Below are 19152 nucleotides of genomic sequence, written 5' to 3' on the forward strand. Positions count from 1 at the left end.
CAATGGAGTTGAAATACATGACGAAGAAAGGCAACAACGCGAGCACGAACCCGCACGCGCCGCCCATGCCGGATGCCGGCCGACGCGGTTTCATCCGCTGTTCGGCCGCGTGGCTCGGCATGCCGCTGCTGGGCAGCCTGGCCGCGTGCGGTGGCGGCGACGGCGGCGGCGCGTCTGACTCAGCCGCCGCGTCGCGCCCGACGCCGTCGGCACGGCAGGCCGGGTACCGGATGCCGGCCGAGGATACGCCGCACACATTGACCTACATGACCTTCGCGTCCGCCGTGGACGGCATCTGGGCGCCCGTCACGTCACAGAGTACGGATGCCGGCATCGACCGCGTGCGGGCCGACCTGATGGACGTCGCGAAGGCGATCGGCGCAACCGAACCGGTCAACATGCTGGTGCTGCCGGTCGATCTGGACGCGGCGCGCGCGCTGCTCGCGACCGCGAGCGTCGCGAATCCGGACCTGCATGCGCGCTATGCGACGCGCGCCGCGGGTACGGGCGGGATCACCCTCGTGCCGCTCGCCGACGGCTTCAACGATTTCTGGGTGCGCGACACGGGTTGCGTGTTCGTCCGGGACACGGCGAACGGCAATGCGCTGAACGCGATCGGCTTCAATTTCAACGGCTGGGGCAACGCGAACACCGACGGCGCCGGCCAAGGTGCGGGGACGATTCCGCCGGCGATCCTGGCCGCGAGCAACCGGTCGAAAGCGGGCAAGTTCTTCCAGTCGTTCAGCCAGGACAGCAGGGTGGCGGGCTGGATGGCGCAGACCAGAGGCGCGAACCTGATCCGCAGCACGTTGACGCTCGAAGGCGGCGCGATCGAATTCGACGGCGACGCGACGGCGATCCTCACCGAGTCGGCCGTGCTGCACGTGAACCGCAATCCGCAGCTATTCGACATCCCGAATGGCGCGATTGCCAACGCGACGCTGTTGCCGACGGCCCGCGATACCGTGCTCGCCGAACTGAGGCGCACGCTCGGCGTGCAGAAGATCATTTGGCTGCCGGGCACGGCGACCTACCCGCGCGGCAGCGGTGTGGGTGGTGCCGGCGGCGCGGCGGCGCCGGCTGACGAGACCGACATCACGAACGGTCACGTCGATTTCTACGCGCGCTTTCTCGCGCCCGGCGTGGTCGCATGCTGTTACGACGCGTCGAATTCGACCGGCGAGCGCGCATTGACGGATGCGAACCGGAAACGCCTGGCCGGCCAGACCGATGCGAACGGCCGGCCGCTGCAGATCGTCGAGCTCGTGCCGCCGGTCAACTACGGCACGTCGGCCGGTACGACGCTGAGCGCGCGGCAGATGTCGCATTTCGCGGCCGGCTACATCAATTTCTACACGTGCAACGGCGCGATCGTGATGCCGAAGTTCAACGACGCGGCGGCCGACGCGGCCGCGGTTGCTGCGATCCGGCCGTATGCGGCGAACCGCGCGATCGTGCAGGTCGACATCCTCGGCATTGCGTCGGGCGGTGGCGGCATCCACTGTGCGACCCGGGAAGTACCGGCATGAGCGTATCCCGTCATATCGATATGGAAATCGATTCGTTGTCCGTTGCACGCGATTTCCTTAATCTGGGCCTGTAGTTCGTGTGACACCTCCTTGACTGGGATTCGCGCCCGCTGCGTGCAGCGGGCGTCTTTTTTTCGCGTGCCGCCGGCCACGGCGCCACGATCGGTCCCTTCACGTCTGCCGAAACGCGCAGACTTCGTGCGCGGTCGCCCGACCGACGCATGCAGGCACCGGCCTGCATCACGATTTTTCCCTGCCTTCCGGTCCAGGCCGTTCGGATTTGCGGTAATGGACGCCGCGCGTTCTCCCGACGTGCCGCAGTAGTAAAAAACGAAAACATCGGACAATGGCGCATTGCTTTTTCCCGCTGGCATGGCCGCTTTTCATTTCAATCATGAATTCTAGTAAATGGATTTTGTTTTATACCAACTTCATTTGTTGAATTAGGACTTTTCTGTTGACCAGAAAATATATGTCATTGGGCGTATTGACTCGATTTTTTATCCATGCCTGAGCCATTCGTTGAATGGCCTGCCGGGATGGCGGTACAGGCGTGCCGGATGGCCTCGTTTGCTGGAAAGCCGTTTCCATGGCGGATGCGCAAATAAATTGCGCGAATCCAGTTCTTCGCGAATGCTTTCGGTTCCGTCAATTTCATACTTGTACGATATCAATTTCAGGCTCGGATAAATAGAATTGCGTGGTCGTCAATATTCGAAGGAAAGCGGAGCATTCCGTTTATCCGGGAATGACGGCGCGGCCGCCATTTCGCGTCATGTCGTTGAAGCAATCGGCATTGCGCATGTCGGCCGGTATGCAACAAGCCAATCAATCTCATAGGAAAGTGGAAATGAAGATGAAACTTCTTCGGTGCTGGATTGCGACCGGTATCGCAAGCGCAGTCCTGGCTCCGACGGTTGCCCATGCATACGACGGGACGATCAAGTTCGAGGGAAGCATCTCGGACGTGACGTGCAACATCAACGGTCAGGCGCCTGGCGTAGACAATATCCGCGAAGTGTCGCTGGGCGACCATATCAGCCCCAGCACGTTCGCCACGGCCGGCTCGACGTCCACACCCGTGCCGTTTGCGCTGAATCTCGGCGGCAACGCGGGTTGTACCGACGATACCAAGGTCGTGATCGATTTCGACCCGGCATCGGTCAACGTCAATCCGGCCACCGGCAACCTGAAGCTCGTCGGGACGAAGCCGGCCGAAGGCGTGGAGATTCAGGTCAGCGACGCCGGCAACGGCAAGGCCGGGAAGATCTGGCTCGGCAAGCCGCAAAACCTGGCGGATGCGCAGGTCGCAACCGTGAAGGACAATACAGCGACGCTGACCTATTCGGCCGTCTACGTGTCGACGGTCGATCAGGCCGCTATCAAGACCGGCTCGGGCAATTCGTTCATCCGCTACACGCTCGCTTACTACTGATCGTTGCTGTCCAGGTTCCATGCCATGATCTTGTCATTTCGGACTATTAATTATGTAGTGACGTGTTGCGTCATGGCATGGGCTGCCTGCGCCGTGCCGGCGCAGGCGGCGCTTGTATTGAACGGCACGCGTGTGGTTTTCCCGGAACGCGAGCGCGACGTGACGGTACGCGTCGAAAACACGTCGGAGCAACCGGTGCTTGCGCAAAGTTGGGTCGACGATGGCCGTGTCGACGTGCCGCCCGAACAATTGCAGGTGCCGTTCATCGTCGCTCCGTCCCTGAAGCGCGTCGAGCCCGGCCGCAGTGCCGTGCTGCGCATCACGCACACGCCGGCATCGCTGCCCGGCGACCGCGAATCGATCTACTGGCTGAACGTACTCGAGGTGCCGGCCGGCCCGAAGGATGCCGGTAACCAGTTGCGCTTCGGATTCCGGACGCGCATCAAACTCTTCTTTCGACCGACGGCGATCGCCGACGGCGTGGATGCCGCACCCGATCAACTGGTCTGGAAAACGGCTGCGGCAGCGCCTGGCGCGGGCGGCCGCGGGGTCGTGCTCGAGGTTGCCAACCCCACGCCGTATTACGTTTCGTTCGGCAAGGTGGAGAGCGATGCGGGTGGCACGTTCGTATCGGCAGGCGGCGGAATGGTCGCACCGTTCGACCGCGCACAGTTTGCATTGCTGGGTGTTGCGGCATCGACGCGCAAGCCGGCAACCGTGCGGTACATGGTCATCGACGACTACGGCGGCCGCACCACGATAACGAAAAAACTGGCGGACTGAGCAGGGCGTCCGGCCACACCGTGTCGAGGCACGATTCAACACGCCGTTTCACGGGTCGATACGACGACCAGTTGATTCGGAATGCGAAAAAAACGAAATTTCTCATGCAGAGCTTTTCGGTTATTCCTACCTTGCACGCTCAGGTACCAGCGTCTCGCCGCCGATCGCGATCGCGTCGGCGGGCGATCGCATCGGCACTGACGCCGGTGGCGGTCGCCGTCGCGAGCGCGGGCTTGCTCATGGAGCGCGCGGCCGCGGCAACCGCAACGCTGGCGCACGACGACACAGGCCACGACACGCCGGTTGCGGCGGAGCCGGCATCGCAGGCTGGCGACACGGTCCGCTTCGACGAATCGATGCTGATGCACGGGGCCGGGGCGACACCGATCGACACGACGCCCTACGAGCGTCCGAACGTGCTGACGGAAGGGCAGCGTCGCGTGGATTTCGTCGTCAACGGGCAATGGCGCGGTGTGGAAGAGATCTCGTTCCGGCGCGCCGGCGACGGCCGCGTTCGGCCGTGCTACGACCGTGCGATGCTGCAGCGCGCGGGCGTCGATCTGGCGCGCAGCGAGCGCGGCCAGGATCGCGATGCGCCGCCCGAACCGATGCCCGACGGGCTGCTTTGCGAGCCGATCTCCCGCCATGTTCCCGGCGCCGAGCTGTCGTTCGATCAGGACGAACAGAAGCTATATCTGGTCGTCCCTCAGTTCTACATGCGGCTCGCGAACCGGAGCACTTACGTCGACCCGTCGACCTGGACGAACGGCGTGCCGGCCGCACTCGTGAACTACAACGCGATGGCGTTTACGACGCGCGCTGGCGGCTACGAGTTCGCGCAGCTCTATACGGGGCTGACGATGGGGGCGAACGCCGGGCCGTTCCGGATTCGCCATACGGGCAATTTCACCTGGTCGCAGCGCGGTGTCGTGCGCTACCAGCGCGGCAACGTCTACGCACAGACGGATCTGCCTGCATGGCGCGCCCAGTTGCTCGTCGGGGAAAGCTCGACGAGCGGCGATCTGTTCGACGCCGTATCGTTTCGCGGCGTCCAGATCTCGAGTGACGACCGGATGCTGCCCGATACGCTGCGCTACTACGCGCCCGTCGTGCGAGGCGTTGCACAGTCCAACGCGCGCGTGACGATCCGCCAGCGCGGCTATCTCGTGCATGAAACGACGGTTGCACCGGGCCCGTTCGAGATCGACGACCTGCAGGCGATGAGTTACGGCGGCGACCTGAACGTGACGGTGACCGAAGCGAACGGCGATGCGCACAGCTTCATCGTGCCGTTCGCGACGACGGTTCAGCTTTTGCGGCCGGGGAGCACGCGATTCAGCGCGATGGCGGGCCGCGCGATCGATTTCGGTTCAGGTACCGGCGGCGGTGCGCAGTATGTCGGCCAGTTCACCGTGCAGCGGGGGATCAACAACCTGGTGACGGCATACGGCGGCGGCGCGTTCGCCGGGCGCTACCAGTCGGCGCTGATGGGCATCGCGTTCAATACGCCGATCGGCGGCATCGCGGCCGACGTCACGGTCGCGCGCACGCAGCCGGCCGGCGCCGAGCGGATGAACGGGTCCAGTATCCGCGTGTCGTACAGCAAGAATTTGCCGAACAGCGGCACGAACTTCTCGCTGCTCGCGTATCGCTATTCGACGAAAGGCTATCTCGGCCTGAGCGATGCGCTGCAACTGGCCGGCAGGGCCGCCCAAGGGCTGTCGGCCGACGCGTTTCCCCGGTTGCGCAATCGCGTCGATCTCAACATCAGCCAGCAGATCGGGCAGGCGGGCAACGTCTATCTGAACGGCTCGTCGCTCAGTTATTGGGCGGGACGCGGCCAGACGCTCAGCTTTACGCTCGGCTACAGCAAGCAGTGGCGCGACGTGACGCTGAGCGCGTCGGTCCAGCGGGTGCGCAACATGTCGGCCGGCATGTCGTCGTTCGGGCGCCCGGCAGGCAACACGCTCGCGAATGTAAGCGTGTCGATTCCGCTCGGCCGGAATGCGCGTCGCGCACCGACGTTCAACACGCTCGTCACGCACGACAGCAGCGCGGGCACGAGCGCAATGGCAGGCGTGTCCGGGCGCTTCGGCGAACAGGGCGACGGCTCGTACTCGCTGTCGGCGACCTACGACGGCAGCAACCGCGCGTCGTCGGGCAGTGTCGGTGTCGGCTACCGGATGCCGACGGCGTCGCTCGCGGGCAACTTCGGGATGGGCAGCGGCTACCAGCAGGCGTCGCTCAGTGCGTCGGGCGGGCTGGTGGTGCACCCGGGCGGCGTGACGCCCGGGCCGACGCTGGGCGAGACGATCGGTGTCGTGCGCGCGCCGGACGCGCAAGGCGCGTCGGTCGGCAACTCGGATGCCAGGGTCAACCGGTCCGGCTACGCGATCATCCCGAGCCTCGTCCCTTATCAGCTCAACCGGATCGACATCGATCCGAAGGACGTGGCGGACGACGTCGAGATGACGACGGTCTCACGCAGCGTCGCGCCCCGCGCGGGCGCGGTCGTGATGCTTTCATACGATACGGTGAAGGCGCGCGCGCTGCTGATCGACGCGACAACCGAGGACGGCCGCCCGTTGCCGTTCGCCGCGCGCGCGCTCGATGCACGGACGGGCGCACCGCTCGGGGCAGTCGGTCAGGGCAGTCGCCTGTTCGTGCGCAGCGGCGAGCATGACGGCCGAATCCGGGTCGAGTGGGGGCAGCGACAGGATCAGCAGTGCGCGATCGACTATTCGGTGCCGGCGGAGCAACGCGCGGGCACGGGCTATGTGACGCTCACTCGCGTGTGCCGTTCGCCCGCGTCGCTGCCGCCGCGGGCCGGGAGGCCGTAGTTCGATGCGCTTCGTTTTCCCCCGTTTCGTGTCGCTCGCGACCCGGCTGCCGTTCATGTCGTGCAACGCGCACATTCTGCTCGGCGTGGTCCGGGCGGCGTTGCTCGCGGCCGCCGCGTCCGCGCCGGCCATTGTTTCCCTCCCCGCGTCGGCAGCGCTGTCGGTCGTCGGCACGCGCTTCATTTATTCCGGCGGTGCGCGTGCGCAGACGATCGCCGCCCGCAATCTCGGCAGCACGCCGATCCTCGTTCAGATCTGGCTCGACGACGGCAACGCGAACGCCGATCCGGGCGGCCTTCGTGTGCCCTTCGTCGTCGCGCCGCCGCTTGCGCGGCTCGACCCGCAGCAGGCGCTGGCGGTACAGGTGCGCGCGATGGGCGACGAACTGGCAACGGATCGGGAATCCCGCTTCTGGATCAACCTGCTCGAAGTTCCGCCTGCCGGGCAGGCCGACAACATGCTGCGCATCGCGTACCGGTTGCGCATGAAGCTGCTGTACCGGCCGCGCGGCATCGACGGCGATCCGCGCGACGCACCGGATCGCCTGAGGTGGACGGTGTCGGACGCGGCGGCGCATCCCGTCCTCGTGTCGGTCAACCCGACGCCGTACTACGTGACGCTGACGCGGGTCGTCGTGCAAGGGCGGCCCATCGTGCTGGCCGGCGGCGCGGTCGACGTCGAGCCGTTCGGCCGCACCGAGATTCCGCTCGATGCGCCGTCCGGCCCACCGGCGAACGAAATCCTCTTTGACGCGGTCGACGACGACGGCCGGTCGCGCAAGCACCGGGGGCGGCTCGACGCGCATTGATCGCCGACACCGCGGCAAACCGTGCAATACCCGTCCTGCCGGGGATATCGGCAGGGATTCAACTATTAACGAGGCAAATCGACAATGAACAAAACCTACGCTCTGGTGTGGAACAGCGGGCAGGGGGTGTGGCAGGTTGCGGGTGAACGCGCGCGTCGCCGAGGCAAGGCATCGACGCGCACCAGGAGGATGCTGGCCGTCGCATGCGTCGCCGGCGGTGCGATGAGCGCCGCACATGCGTTGCCGGTCGGCGAGAACATCGTGTCCGGGAGTGCCGACATCCAGCGTTACGACAACGGCCGGCAGATGTCGATCAACCAGCACAGCGACAAGCTGCTGACCGAATGGTCGTCGTTCAACGTCGATGCGGGGCAGCGCGTCAAGTTCAACCAGCCGTCCGCGTCGTCGATCGCGCTGAACCGGGTCATGGGGCAGCAAGGCAGTACGATTCACGGCAGCATCGACGCGAACGGCCGCGTGTTTCTCGTCAACCCGAACGGGATCCTGTTCGGCGGCGGTTCGCAGGTCAACGTCGGCGGCCTCGTAGCCTCGACGCTCGACATCAAGAACGCCGATTTCGCCGCCGGGCACTACCGGTTTTCCGGCACGTCGATCGGCAACATACAGAACAGCGGCAACCTCGTCGCGGCCGAAGGCGGCGCCATTGCGTTGCTCGGCGCGCAGGTCGCGAACCGTGGCGTCGTCGAGGCCCAGATGGGCACCGTGGCGCTCGCCGCGGGCGACGCCGTCACGCTGAACTTCGACGGCAGCAAGCTGCTCAACCTGCAGGTCGACGAGCGTGCGGTCGACGCGCTGGTCAGCAACGAACGACTGCTCAAGGCCGATGGCGGACAGGTGCTGATGAGCGCGCGCACCGCCAATGCGCTGTTGCAGACGGTGGTGAACAACCAGGGCGCCATCGAGGCGCGCACGCTCAGGAACTCCGCCGGGCGGATTTCGCTGGACGGTCATGACGCAGGGACGGTCAACGTCGCCGGCACGCTTAACGCCAGCGCGACGACCCCCGGAAACGGCGGCACGATCGACACGCGCGGTGCGGACGTGAAGGTTGCGCTCGGCACGACGGTCGACACCCGTGCCACCAACGGACGCAACGGCGTGTGGCGAATCGCGTCGTCCGACCTGTCGGTCACGCCGGGTGCAAGCCGGCACAGCACGATCGTCGCCGATACGCTGTCACGCAATCTGGAGATGACGGATATCGAGCTCGTCGCCGAGCAGGGCAAGCTGTCGGTCGACGGCCCGGTTAACTGGGCAACCGGCAATCAGCTGACGCTGAAGAGCCGGCAGGGTGATGTAGCCGTGAACGGCGCGTTGCGCGCAACGGGTGCGAACGCCGGCGTGGCCATCGACGCGGCACAAGGCACGCAGATAACCGCGCCGGTCTCGCTGACCGGCGCGAACGCCCGTTTCAAGCTCGATTACGGCGGCACGTATGCACTCGGCAACGGCGCATCCGTCACGCTGTCCGGTGCGGGCGCAGGATTCGAGTCGAACGGTTTTCTCCATACCGTGATCCAGAACCTCGCGCAGTTGCAGGCGATCAACGCGAACCTGGGCGGCCTGTTCGTACTCGGCAACGACATCGTCAGCCGTTCCAACACCGCGTTCCAGACGATCGGCGCCGACACGCCGTTCTCGGGTGTGTTCGACGGCCTCGGTCATTCGGTCAGCCGGCTGTCGATTACGAGCGGCAGTCCCTACGCGGGTCTGTTCGGCCTCAATACGGGCCGCATCGCGAACCTCGTGCTGAAATCGTCGAGTGTCGGTGCGGCCGCGGGCCCGGGACCGGTCGCGATCGGTGCGGTGGCAGGCGAGAATCGCGGCGAGATCGCGAACGTCGTCGTGTCGGACAACACGCGGGTGCGGGCCGGGGCGCGCCGCAGCAACGTGCTCGGCGGCCTCGTTGGCATCAACCGCGGCAGCGTGGCGCAATCATCGTTTACCGGCAAGGTGGAAGGCAACGGCATGACTGACGCCGCCGGCGGTCTCGTCGGCGAGCAGGCGTCGTTTGCCGGACATGCGGTGGCAACGATATCCGACGGCACGGCGAACGCCACCGTGTCGGGTGGCGCATCGAACATCGCATCGCTGGGCGGCCTCGTCGGCCTGAATCGTGGCGGCGTGATTCGCAACGGCACGAGCCTCGGCTCGACATCCGCCCATGGCTTGTCGGGCGTCAACGTCGGCGGCCTGGTCGGCGCGAACCTGGCCGAGGGGGTCGTGCAGGGCAGCGCCTCCGGACGCACGACGGGCGGCACGGCTGGTACGGCGGGCGGTTTTGTCGGCTACAACACCGGCACGATCTCCGATTCGACTGCAAGCGGCGTGGTCGACGGCAGGTCCGCGCAAGCCATCGGCGGGTTCGTCGGGCTGAACCAGAACTCCGTGGTCAAGAGCAAGGCGCTGGGCGCTGTCACCAGCGCGTCGTCCGGCGCAACGGGCGGTTTTGTCGGCATCAACCAGGGCCGCGATGCGCTGATTGACGACGCACAGGCACACGGCACGGTATCGGGCGGGCAGGGCACCGTCGGCGGCTTCGTCGGCAGCCACATCGACGGGACGATCGCGCATTCGGTCGCGCGTGGCAAGACGACCGGCGGCAGCCACAGCAAGACGGGCGGCTTCGCCGGCTACAACGAGAGCGTACTGGCCGACAACGATGCGAGCGGCGACGTATCTGCCGGCATGTATGCGTCGGTGGGCGGCTTTGCAGGTACCAACGCAACGTCGGGCACGCTCGCGGTCGCATCGGCGACGGGCAACGTTCAGGGCAGCACGTCGAGCGTCGCCGGCGGGCTCGTCGGCGACAACCTCGGCGAGATATTCGGCTCGTCGGCGTCGGGCACGGTCAGCGGCGGCCGCCAGGCAACGCTCGGTGGCCTGGTCGGGCTGAACGCGGGGCTGGTCGAGAGCTCGGCGGCAAGCGGTCGCGTCAACAACAGCGCCTATTCGTCGTGGCGGCAGGTTTACGGCGGCCTCGTCGGCGTCAATCGCGGCACGTTCCGGTTGAGCCATGCGGTCGGTGCCACCGCCCAGCACAAGATCGCGGGCGTCAACCTCGGTGTGATCGAGCAGTAAGGCATTCGGCGACGGGCGATGCGACGCCCGTCGCCGCTTCAACGGGAGACAGCATGACAACGATACTGCGGCGCGTATGTCGATGGGGGCGCCCGCCCGCGCGCTGGTTCAGGGCAGCTGTGTGCGCGGCGTGCGCATGCTATGTCAATGCGGCAACGGCGGGGACGCCGGCCGTCGATTGCACGTTCAGCAATGTCCGGGCGACGAGCTGGCGGCAGGTCACGCGCCTGACGAACAGCACACCGGTCGGCGCCGTGCTCTATCAGCGCATGGTGTCGCTCATCGTGACGTACAGGTACGGGCCTCCGGGGCCCAGCGCGTACGAGCTGGTGAGCGCCGGGCACTGGGAGGTGGGGACGGTCGTTACCGACGGCCTCGCGCGCACGAACGTGGACGGCATCGCGTTGCGCTGGTCGGGTGTCGACAGCGACGGCGAATCGCGCAAGCTGGTGCAGAGCGTCTACCCGACCGCGGTTGCGAAGTGGGCAATCAATCGCGTGGAGGGGGGCGGGACGTCCGTCGGCGACAATATCATGGTCTATTTCGAGCAGCACCTCGTGCTGACCAAGGCGGCGACCTCGTTGCCGGAAAGCGAGATCGTCGTGAACGATCTGCTCGGGACGCCGCGGATCAGGTTGTACGCGTATACGTTGCCGGAAAACGCCGCTTCGCTCGGCAGCGAAGTGATCTTAACCCCACCGCTTTCACCGAAACTGTGCAGGCAGTCGATCACCTATACCGGCGTCGGCAATCTGACGATCGGCGGCGGTGGGGGTATTCCAGTGCCGAAGCAATGCGAAGTCGAGTCGAACATGATCGTTCCGGTCAATCTCGGCAGAGCGTCGCTCGGCCAGTTCCCGAGCCTGAACGCAACGTCGCAGCCGGTCGACTTCAACATCACGCTCAGCCGGTGCGCGGCGGCGGCGAAACCGACGATCAGCTTCCGCGACAAGGCCGTCCAGCCGAATGCCGACAAGACGCTGCTGCAACTCAGCGCGCCCGAAGGGCAGGCGCCCGCCCGCGGCTTCAACATCGTGATGACGAACGGCATGACTGGCGAGCGGATCAGCTACGATGAACCGGACAGCGCGAAACAGTATCCGATGAGGCGCGTCGGCGACACCGCCGTGATGCCGTTGAGCGCGCAGTACATCCGGACCGGCACCGACAGCGAACTCAGGGCCGGTTACGCGGGCGGCGCCGCGGAGTTTACGTTCACGTTTCCGTAACGGCCCCGTCACTGCGCGCATGCGGAGAAGATGCGCGCAGTGGCTTTCATCGCACCAAGTGTGGAGCAAAGCACTTTTTGCCGGTGCGGATTCGCCACGCGCGCCGATGCACTGGCGGTTTCGCGACCTGCACGCTTCGCGATGTTCGTCGAGCCGGGCCGCCGCATTCCCCGGCCTCGCGTCGGGCTGCGGGATCCACGGCTCGACGCGGGAAGAACCCGCGTACGCGTGTCTCGGCATATCGATATCGAAATCGATTCGTTGTCCATCACGCGAGATTTCCGCACGCTAAAGGCGTAGTTCGTGCAACACCTCCTTGACTGGGATTCGCGCCCGCTGCGTGCAGCGGGCGACTTTTTTTGTGCGCTGCACCGCATGCTGGCACCGGCGGGGTTGGTGGCGTGCGTCCACTCGCCTATGCTGGTTGCTGCGTGTCCGCGCGTCGGTCCGGATCGGCCGGGCCGGTGACGGTTCGATGACATGCCACGTCAAGGAGAAACACGATGAGCAAACCCGCGATCGTGCTCGTGCACGGCTTTTGGGGCGGCGCCGCGCACTGGGCAAAAGTGATCGTCGAACTCGCGCGCAAAGGCCATACAGCGCTGCATGCGGTCGAAGTACCGCTGACGTCGCTCGCCGACGATGCCGAACGCACGCGCAAGATGGTTGCGCAACTGGCCGGCCCCGTGCTGCTGGTCGGCCATTCGTACGGCGGCGCCGTGATCAGCGAGGCTGGCAACCTGCCGAATGTCGCGGGCCTCGTGTTCATCGCCGCGTTCGCGCCGGATGCCGGTGAAAGCCCCGGCGGGATCACGCAGGAACACCTGCCGGAGGCCGCGCCGAATCTCGCGCCCGACAGCGACGGCTATCTGTGGATCAAGCCGGACAAATTCCACGAGAGCTTCTGCCAGGATCTTTCGTCTGACGAAGCACTGGTGATGGCCGTCACGCAGAAGGCGCCGGTGGCGAGCACGTTCGCGGACACCGTCAGCACGCCCGCATGGCGCTCGAAACCGTCGTGGTACCAGATCTCGAGCGAGGACCGGATGATCGCGCCGGAAAATCAGCAACGGATGTCGGCGCGCATGGACGCGCGCAAGGTCATCACGCTCGATGCGAGCCATGCGTCGCTTGCGTCGAAACCGGTGGCCGTTGCCGCGTTGATCGACGAGGCCGCGACGGCGCTCGCCGGGTAACGCACGGGAAGCGGGGATGGCGGGAAGGGCACGGCGCGATACCGCGCCCGTGCCGCGCGTGGCTCATCACGAAACCCGCAGAGCAAAGCACCATTTGTTGGTTCGGATTCGCCGCACGCACTGATACGTTAGCGGCTTCGCGACGACACACTCTGTCGCGATGTTCTTCGAACCGGGCCGCCGCGCGATCCGCGGCGGCCTTCATAACAAATCAGGTCGTGCTCATGAAATTCCACACTCTCGCTACGTGGCTCGTCGGGGCCGCGCTTATTACCGCAGGCACCGTCGCGCATGCGGACCGACTCGACGATATCAAGAAGGCCGGTGTGCTGCGCGTCGCGACGTTCGACAGCAACCCGCCGTTCGGCTATGTCGATGCGAAGAACAACCACATCGTCGGCCTCGACGTCGACTACGCGAAGGCGCTCGCCGACAAGCTCGGCGTGAAGCTGCAACTCCAGCCGACCAACCCCGCGAACCGCATTCCGTTCCTGACCTCCGGCAAGGTCGATCTCGTGCTCGCGAACTTCACGATCACCGACGAGCGTGCGAAGCAGGTCGACTTCAGCATTCCGTATTTCTCGTCGGGCCAGCAGTTTCTCTCGAAGAAGGGCGTGCTGAAATCGGCCGACCAGTTGAACGGCCTGCGCGTCGGCGCGGACAAGGGCACGACCAACGAGATCACGCTGCGCGAGAAATTCCCGAAGGCCACGATCGTCGCGTACGACGACACGCCGTTCGCGTTCGCCGCGCTGCGCGCCGGCAACGTGCAGGCGATCACGCAGGACGGCCCGAAGCTGATCGGCCTGCTCGCCAACGTGCCGGACAAGCAGAACTACGAGATCCCGGCGTTCACGATCTCGAACGACTACATGGGCGTCGGCGTGCCGAAGGGCGAGACGCGCCTGCTCGGCTTCGTCAACGACACGCTGAAGGGCCTCGAGGCGAACGGCCGCGCGACGCAGATCTACGATGCTTGGTTCGGGCCGACGACGAAGACGCCGCTCACGCGTATCTTCCGGATCGGCGACAAGACCTGATCCACCTCGCATGTGCGCCGCGATCGGCCGGATCATCGGCTGCGCGGCGCTTTTCGTTTTCTTCCGATCGCGCGCTTCGCGCCCGCAACACAGCATGCTCGGGTTGGCTCCCAAATATCTGTCCTGGCTCTGGCAGGGCTTCCTGCTGACGCTCGGTCTCGCGGCCGCGTCGGCCGTCGCCGCGACCGCCGGCGGGCTGCTGCTCGCGGTCATGCGTCACGCACGCGGCGCCGCGCCGCGCGCGGCCGCCGCCGCGTACGTCGTCACGTTCCGCAACACGCCGCTGCTCGTGCAGCTGCTGTTCTGGTATTTCGGTGTCGCGTCGTTGCTGCCCGACACGTGGATCGCATGGCTGAACGCGCGTCATGCGTTGAGCATGGGCCCGGTCACGCTCGCGTGGCCGTCGTTCGAATTCGTCGCGGGCTGGGTCGGGTTGAGCGCGTATACGGCCGCGTTCGTCGCCGAGGAATGCGAAGCTGGCCTGCGCGGCGTGCGTCGGGCGCAGCATGACGCGGCGGCGGCGCTTGGTCTCACGCCGATGCAGTCGTTGCGTTACGTGGTGCTGCCGCAGGCCGTGCGCATCGCGCTGCCGCCGCTGTTCGGCCAATACATGAATCTCGTGAAGAACTCGTCGCTCGCGATGGCGATCGGCGTGGCCGAACTGTCGTATGCATCGCGGCAGGTCGAGACAGAAACGTTCAAGACCTTCGCCGCGTTCGGCGTGGCGACCGTGCTGTACGTCGTGGCGGTGGCCGCGATCGAGGCCGGTGCGTACGCGGCCACGCAATGGCGCGACCGGCTCGGAGCAGGGCGCTGACGATGGATCTTTCGCTGCTTCTCTCCAACCTCCCGTACCTGCTCGTTGGCGCGTTTCCGGAAGGCCCGCTCGGCGGCGCCGCGCTGTCGCTGCTGCTCGCGATCGCGTCGGCTGTCGCGTCGGCCGTGCTCGGCGTGGCGCTCGGAGTCGCGATGGCGCTCGCACGCGGGCCCGCGCGCGTGCTGCTGCTCGCGTTCATCGGCTTCTTCCGCGCGATTCCGGTGCTGATGCTGATTTTCTGGACGTATTTCCTGATGCCCGTGCTGTTGCACATGGACGTGCCGGGGCTCGCGACGGTCGTGTGCGCGCTCGCGCTGATCGGCGGTGCGTATCTCGCGCATGCGGTGCATGCGGGCATCGTCGCGGCCGGCGACGGGCAATGGCAGGCCGGGCTGTCGCTCGGGCTCACGCGCTGGCAGACGGTGCGTTACGTGCTGCTGCCACAGGCGATCCGGATCATGACGCCGTCGTTCGTCAACCAGTGGGTTGCGCTGGTGAAGGACACGTCGCTCGCGTATATCGTCGGCGTGCCGGAGTTGTCGTTCGTCGCGACGCAGGTGAACAACCGGTTGATGGTGTATCCGGCGCCGATCTTCCTGTTCGTCGCGCTGATCTACCTTGCGCTGTGCACGTCGCTCGACGGCGCGGCACGCTGGCTGCTGTCGCGCCGCCCGCGCGCGGAGCGCGCCGCGCAGGCGACGGCGGAGTACACGGAACCCGCGCGGTAACGGTGTGCCGCACCCTGCGGCACGTGCATCACGACGCCGAGTAGTGCGTGTTGAAGACCGCGCGCAGCGTCGATGTGTCCGTGGCGAAATCACCCCACAGCGGCCCGTCGTTCTGCGCGAACGCGAACGGCGTCGTATTGATCGACGCGAGGCGGAAGCGCCATTGCGCGGCTTCCTGGCGGAACGCGGTGAGCTGCATGTCGGACAGCGCCGTCTGCGCATTGGCGAGCGTGACGAGCGGGTCGACCGGATCGTTCGCGACACGCACCTCGAAATGCAGGTGCGGGCCCGTCGCGGCGCCCGTCATCCCGACCGAGCCGATGCGCTGGCCCTGCTTCACGGTTTCGCCGACCTTGAGCCCGTGTGCGAACGCGGACAGGTGCGCGTAGTAGGTCGAGTAGCCATCCGCATGATCGACGATCACGTAGCGGCCATAGCCACCCGGATCGAACCCGGCGAACGACACGACGCCGTCGGCCGCCGCGTCGACAGGCGTGCCGCTCGGCGCGGCGAGATCGACGCCCGTATGGAACGCCATCGCCTGCGACAGCGGATGGATGCGCTCGCCGAAGAACGAGCTGATGCGCGTCCACTTGACCGGCATCGTGAAGGCAGCGGCTTCGAGCGGCGAGCCGTCGAGCGCGTAGTACGCGCCGTGGTCGGCGCCCGGCGCGCGGAACCAGATCGCGCCGAAGGTGCGGCCGGCGACGCGCAGTTCGAGCGCGGTGAGGCGCGGCGTGCCGTCGTTCGTGTCGAACGCGACGCGGTAGTAGTCGCCGCGCTGCGCACTCGCGCGCATCGCGACCTTGCCGGTGACGAGATCGCCGAGCTGGATGCGTACTTCGGGCGGAACGTCGAGGCGGTTCAGCGTATCGGACAGCGTGAGCTCGATGTCGCCCGCGCGCATCCCGTGCTGGTTCTCGGGCTGCGCGAACTGGAACAGGCTCGCATAGCCGAGCATGTCGTTGCGGTGCGCGCTGAGCGGCGCGAACAGGCCGGGCTGCGGGCTGCGGTCGTTGCGATCGGCGTGTTCGTTGCGCTCGCCGATCGTGCGCGCGAGTTCGCTCGTCACGAAATGCTGCGCGGTGGGAAACGGCGTGTCCGATAGCACGCGCTGCGGCAGCGCGGCCGTGCCGGAATCGACGGCGCCGGGCAGTTGCGATACGGCCGGCAGCGCGGCGGCGAGACCGAATGCGGCGAGGGCGCCAAGCACGGCGGCCGGTACGAGCGCGCGCGCGACGCGCTGCGCGCGACCGGGCGCGACAGCATCAGGGGTAGCGGCAGACTTGACCAAGGTGTCCACATCCAGGAAAGCGGTTCAAAGGGGTGTGGGCAGGGGCCGCCGGCGGCTCATCCGTCGAACGGCGACGGGGCGGGTGGCGGGCGTGCAACAAAACAGGCCCCGCCAGGGGCCTGTGTCGTTTCCGTTCGACCCAACACACGGGGCGAGCCCGCTTCGAACGGCGGCGTGCATACCGGGTCGAACCCGGTTATCACGAAGACGCTAAAGAAAGATGACAGCGTCAGTCTACCGATGTTCCGCGAAACGTTAAAAATTTTAAAAGGGGTCAGCTCATTCGTTTCGCAGTGCGGTAAATCGGGTTAAATCAGCATTTATTACGATAAATTCCATCGGTCCGGCAATTTTTGCGCGCGGCCGCGCAACGCGGCGGACATGCGAACGGTGTCGAAACCGGCGTCTAGCATTGCTTCGGCGTCGTTCCACAGGTTGCCGCGCAGCCGGTTGGTCCAGATCATCGACGCAAACACGCCTTCGAGCAGCGACACGAGATAGACGGCGGCCAGGTGCACGTCGAGATCGGCGGCGAGCTCGCCTGCGCCAATCGCGCGGCGCAGCAGCGCCTTCGTGATCCGCAGCATCTGCAGTTCGAGCAGCATCCGGCGGCGTTGCAGCGCGCCGTTTTCCTCGCTTTGCTCGCATTTCGTATAGAGGATCACGAGCACGCGCTGCATCGGGCCCGGCTCGCCGCATTCCTGCAGGTAGTGCGACGCGGCGCGCCGCAGCGTGGCGAGCGGCGGCAGGCCGTCGCCCGCGTCGAAGCCTTCCGACGTGCGCGCGAACGCGCGGTCGCACATCGCGAGACACACCTCCATCTTGTTGCGGTAGTGGCCGTAGACGGCGCCACGCGACATCCCGGCCGCCTCGGCGAGGTCCGCCATCGCGGTTTGCGCGACGCCTTTCTCGAGCAGCACCAGTTCGGCGGCGTCGAGGATCCGGTGCTTGATGGCGAGCGATTCTTCCCGGGTCTTGCGGGCCATGTCGTTAAATTCCTTACAATTCGCTGTCGTTTTATTGAGACAGAGTGTCGGTCAGATTGAAACCGCATGTATTTAATCAGTCGTGACTGATTATAATCGGCCACCCTGAGCCGCCGCATTGTATCGGCGGCGAACGATCCGAGGTCACATATGAATAACAATCGCTCCCTGTTGCGCCACGGGCTGGCGCCGTTCGCGCTGGCGGCCGTATTGGCCGTGGCCGGATGTGGAAAGGGCGACAAGGACGCCGCGCCGGAGACCGCGAAGCAGGCCACCGTCGTGACGGTGCATCCGACGGCCGTCCCGATGACCGTCGAGCTGCCGGGCCGGCTCGACGCCTATCGGCAGGCGGAAGTGCGTGCGCGGGTCGCGGGCATCGTCACCGCGCGCACCTACGAGGAAGGCCAGGAGGTGAAGCAGGGCGCGGTGCTGTTCCGCATCGATCCCGCGCCGCTGAAGGCCGCACGCGATGCCGCGCAGGGCGCGCTCGCGAAGGCGCAGGCCGCCGTGCTTGCGGCGAGCGACAAGCGTCGCCGTTACGACGATCTCGTGCGCGACCGTGCAGTGAGCGAGCGCGACCATACCGAAGCCGTTGCGGCCGATACACAGGCGAAGGCCGAGGTCGCATCGGCGAAGGCCGAGCTCGCGCGTGCGCAACTGCAACTCGACTATGCAACCGTCACCGCGCCGATCGCGGGCCGTGCGCGACGCGCGCTCGTGACCGAAGGCGCGCTCGTCGGGCAGGACCAGGCGACGCCGCTCACGACCGTCGAGCAGCTCGATCCGATCTACGTGAACTTCTCGCAACCGGCCGCCGACGTCGACGCATTGCGCCGCGCGGTGAAGAGCGGGCGCGCGACGGGCATCGCGCAGCACGACGTCGCGGTGACGCTGGTGCGTGCCGACGGCACCGCGTATCCGTTGAAGGGCAAGCTGCTGTTCAGCGATCTCGCGGTCGATCCGACCACCGACACCGTTGCGATGCGCGCGCTGTTCCCGAACCCCGAACGCGAACTGTTGCCGGGCGCGTACGTGCGGATCGCGCTCGACACGGCGGTCGACCAGCGCGCGATCCTCGTGCCGCGCGACGCGCTGCTGCGCACGGCCGACCGCACGTCGGTGCGCGTGGTCGGCACGAACGGCAAGGTCAAGGACGTCGAGGTCACGGCCGACCAGATGAGCGGCCATGACTGGCGCATCACGCACGGCCTCGCGGGCGGCGAGCGCGTGATCGTCGACGACGCATCGCAGTTCGCGCCCGATACGGCCGTCAAGCCCGTCGAGAAGTCGCCGCCGTCGAAGGCGGCGCCGGCAGCGGCCGCTTCGCAGGCGGCCGCCCGTCAAACCTGACCGGTTCAAACCAAC

Annotated in this window: 14 protein-coding genes; 12 read left to right on the plus strand and 2 right to left on the minus strand. The window is 66.4% G+C overall.

Annotated features, from left to right (window positions below; genetic code table 11):
• The first annotated feature begins 17 nt into the window (after positions 1–17).
• The 11 genes from KEC55_RS08145 to KEC55_RS08195 all read left to right on the plus strand — a co-directional run bounded on the left by KEC55_RS08145 (position 18) and on the right by KEC55_RS08195 (position 15507).
• Complete coding sequence (locus tag KEC55_RS08145) at positions 18–1529, plus strand: agmatine deiminase family protein (protein WP_282507448.1); 1512 nt, start codon at positions 18–20, stop codon at positions 1527–1529.
• An 850-nt stretch (positions 1530–2379) separates the two neighbouring features.
• A complete protein-coding gene (locus KEC55_RS08150; RefSeq protein WP_432626294.1) occupies positions 2380–2964 on the plus strand; it encodes a fimbrial protein in 585 nt (194 codons plus the stop codon).
• A gap of 3 nt (positions 2965–2967) precedes the next feature.
• On the plus strand, positions 2968–3747 hold the full coding sequence (locus tag KEC55_RS08155) for a fimbrial biogenesis chaperone (RefSeq protein WP_282507450.1): 780 nt from the start codon (positions 2968–2970) through the stop codon (positions 3745–3747).
• A 206-nt stretch (positions 3748–3953) separates the two neighbouring features.
• Complete coding sequence (locus KEC55_RS08160) at positions 3954–6587, plus strand: fimbria/pilus outer membrane usher protein (protein WP_282507451.1); 2634 nt, start codon at positions 3954–3956, stop codon at positions 6585–6587.
• 4 nt (positions 6588–6591) lie between these two features.
• Positions 6592–7395 (plus strand): fimbrial biogenesis chaperone, encoded by an 804-nt coding sequence (locus KEC55_RS08165; protein WP_282507452.1) that lies wholly within the window; start codon positions 6592–6594, stop codon positions 7393–7395.
• 84 nt (positions 7396–7479) lie between these two features.
• Positions 7480–10497, plus strand: coding sequence for a filamentous hemagglutinin N-terminal domain-containing protein (locus KEC55_RS08170; protein WP_282507453.1), 3018 nt, complete (start codon positions 7480–7482; stop codon positions 10495–10497).
• 53 nt (positions 10498–10550) lie between these two features.
• Positions 10551–11726 (plus strand): fimbrial protein, encoded by a 1176-nt coding sequence (locus KEC55_RS08175; protein WP_282507454.1) that lies wholly within the window; start codon positions 10551–10553, stop codon positions 11724–11726.
• 503 nt (positions 11727–12229) lie between these two features.
• Positions 12230–12922, plus strand: coding sequence for an alpha/beta hydrolase (locus KEC55_RS08180; protein ID WP_282507455.1), 693 nt, complete (start codon positions 12230–12232; stop codon positions 12920–12922).
• Positions 12923–13146: 224 nt separating this feature from the next.
• Entirely contained in the window at positions 13147–13962 is an 816-nt protein-coding gene (locus KEC55_RS08185) for an ABC transporter substrate-binding protein (RefSeq protein WP_282507456.1), read from the plus strand.
• Positions 13963–14056: 94 nt separating this feature from the next.
• The gene (locus KEC55_RS08190; protein ID WP_282507457.1) at positions 14057–14779 is read left to right on the plus strand and encodes an amino acid ABC transporter permease; all 723 of its coding nucleotides are present in this window, start codon (positions 14057–14059) and stop codon (positions 14777–14779) included.
• A 2-nt stretch (positions 14780–14781) separates the two neighbouring features.
• On the plus strand, positions 14782–15507 hold the full coding sequence (locus tag KEC55_RS08195; protein ID WP_282507458.1) for an amino acid ABC transporter permease: 726 nt from the start codon (positions 14782–14784) through the stop codon (positions 15505–15507).
• 28 nt (positions 15508–15535) lie between these two features.
• Here the strand turns inward: KEC55_RS08195 and KEC55_RS08200 are convergent, their stop codons facing one another.
• Both KEC55_RS08200 and KEC55_RS08205 read right to left on the minus strand, forming a co-directional pair.
• Positions 15536–16801, minus strand: a complete 1266-nt coding sequence (locus tag KEC55_RS08200) for a M23 family metallopeptidase (RefSeq protein WP_282507459.1) — start codon at positions 16799–16801, stop codon at positions 15536–15538.
• A gap of 323 nt (positions 16802–17124) precedes the next feature.
• On the minus strand, positions 17125–17787 hold the full coding sequence (locus tag KEC55_RS08205; protein WP_282507460.1) for a TetR family transcriptional regulator: 663 nt from the start codon (positions 17785–17787) through the stop codon (positions 17125–17127).
• A gap of 150 nt (positions 17788–17937) precedes the next feature.
• Here KEC55_RS08205 and KEC55_RS08210 point away from each other — a divergent pair, with 150 nt between their 5' ends.
• Positions 17938–19137: a MexX/AxyX family multidrug efflux RND transporter periplasmic adaptor subunit gene (locus KEC55_RS08210; protein ID WP_282507461.1), complete on the plus strand. Its 1200-nt coding sequence runs from the start codon at positions 17938–17940 to the stop codon at positions 19135–19137.
• The last annotated feature ends 15 nt before the right edge of the window (positions 19138–19152 follow it).

Origin of the sequence: Burkholderia cepacia (genome assembly GCF_029962485.1) — a bacterium.
GTDB lineage: Bacteria > Pseudomonadota > Gammaproteobacteria > Burkholderiales > Burkholderiaceae > Burkholderia.

What these genes read in the sequence shown, in the direction of transcription:
- KEC55_RS08175 (WP_282507454.1), top strand. Translation starts at nt 10,551, where the DNA reads ATGACAACGATACTGCGGCGCGTATGTCGATGGGGGCGCCCGCCCGCG.
- KEC55_RS08170 (WP_282507453.1), top strand. Translation starts at nt 7,480, where the DNA reads ATGAACAAAACCTACGCTCTGGTGTGGAACAGCGGGCAGGGGGTGTGG.
- KEC55_RS08145 (WP_282507448.1), top strand. Translation starts at nt 18, where the DNA reads ATGACGAAGAAAGGCAACAACGCGAGCACGAACCCGCACGCGCCGCCC.
- KEC55_RS08150 (WP_432626294.1), top strand. Translation starts at nt 2,380, where the DNA reads ATGAAGATGAAACTTCTTCGGTGCTGGATTGCGACCGGTATCGCAAGC.
- KEC55_RS08205 (WP_282507460.1), bottom strand. Translation starts at nt 17,787, where the DNA reads ATGGCCCGCAAGACCCGGGAAGAATCGCTCGCCATCAAGCACCGGATC.
- KEC55_RS08190 (WP_282507457.1), top strand. Translation starts at nt 14,057, where the DNA reads ATGCTCGGGTTGGCTCCCAAATATCTGTCCTGGCTCTGGCAGGGCTTC.
- KEC55_RS08185 (WP_282507456.1), top strand. Translation starts at nt 13,147, where the DNA reads ATGAAATTCCACACTCTCGCTACGTGGCTCGTCGGGGCCGCGCTTATT.
- KEC55_RS08180 (WP_282507455.1), top strand. Translation starts at nt 12,230, where the DNA reads ATGAGCAAACCCGCGATCGTGCTCGTGCACGGCTTTTGGGGCGGCGCC.
- KEC55_RS08195 (WP_282507458.1), top strand. Translation starts at nt 14,782, where the DNA reads ATGGATCTTTCGCTGCTTCTCTCCAACCTCCCGTACCTGCTCGTTGGC.
- KEC55_RS08165 (WP_282507452.1), top strand. Translation starts at nt 6,592, where the DNA reads ATGCGCTTCGTTTTCCCCCGTTTCGTGTCGCTCGCGACCCGGCTGCCG.
- KEC55_RS08210 (WP_282507461.1), top strand. Translation starts at nt 17,938, where the DNA reads ATGAATAACAATCGCTCCCTGTTGCGCCACGGGCTGGCGCCGTTCGCG.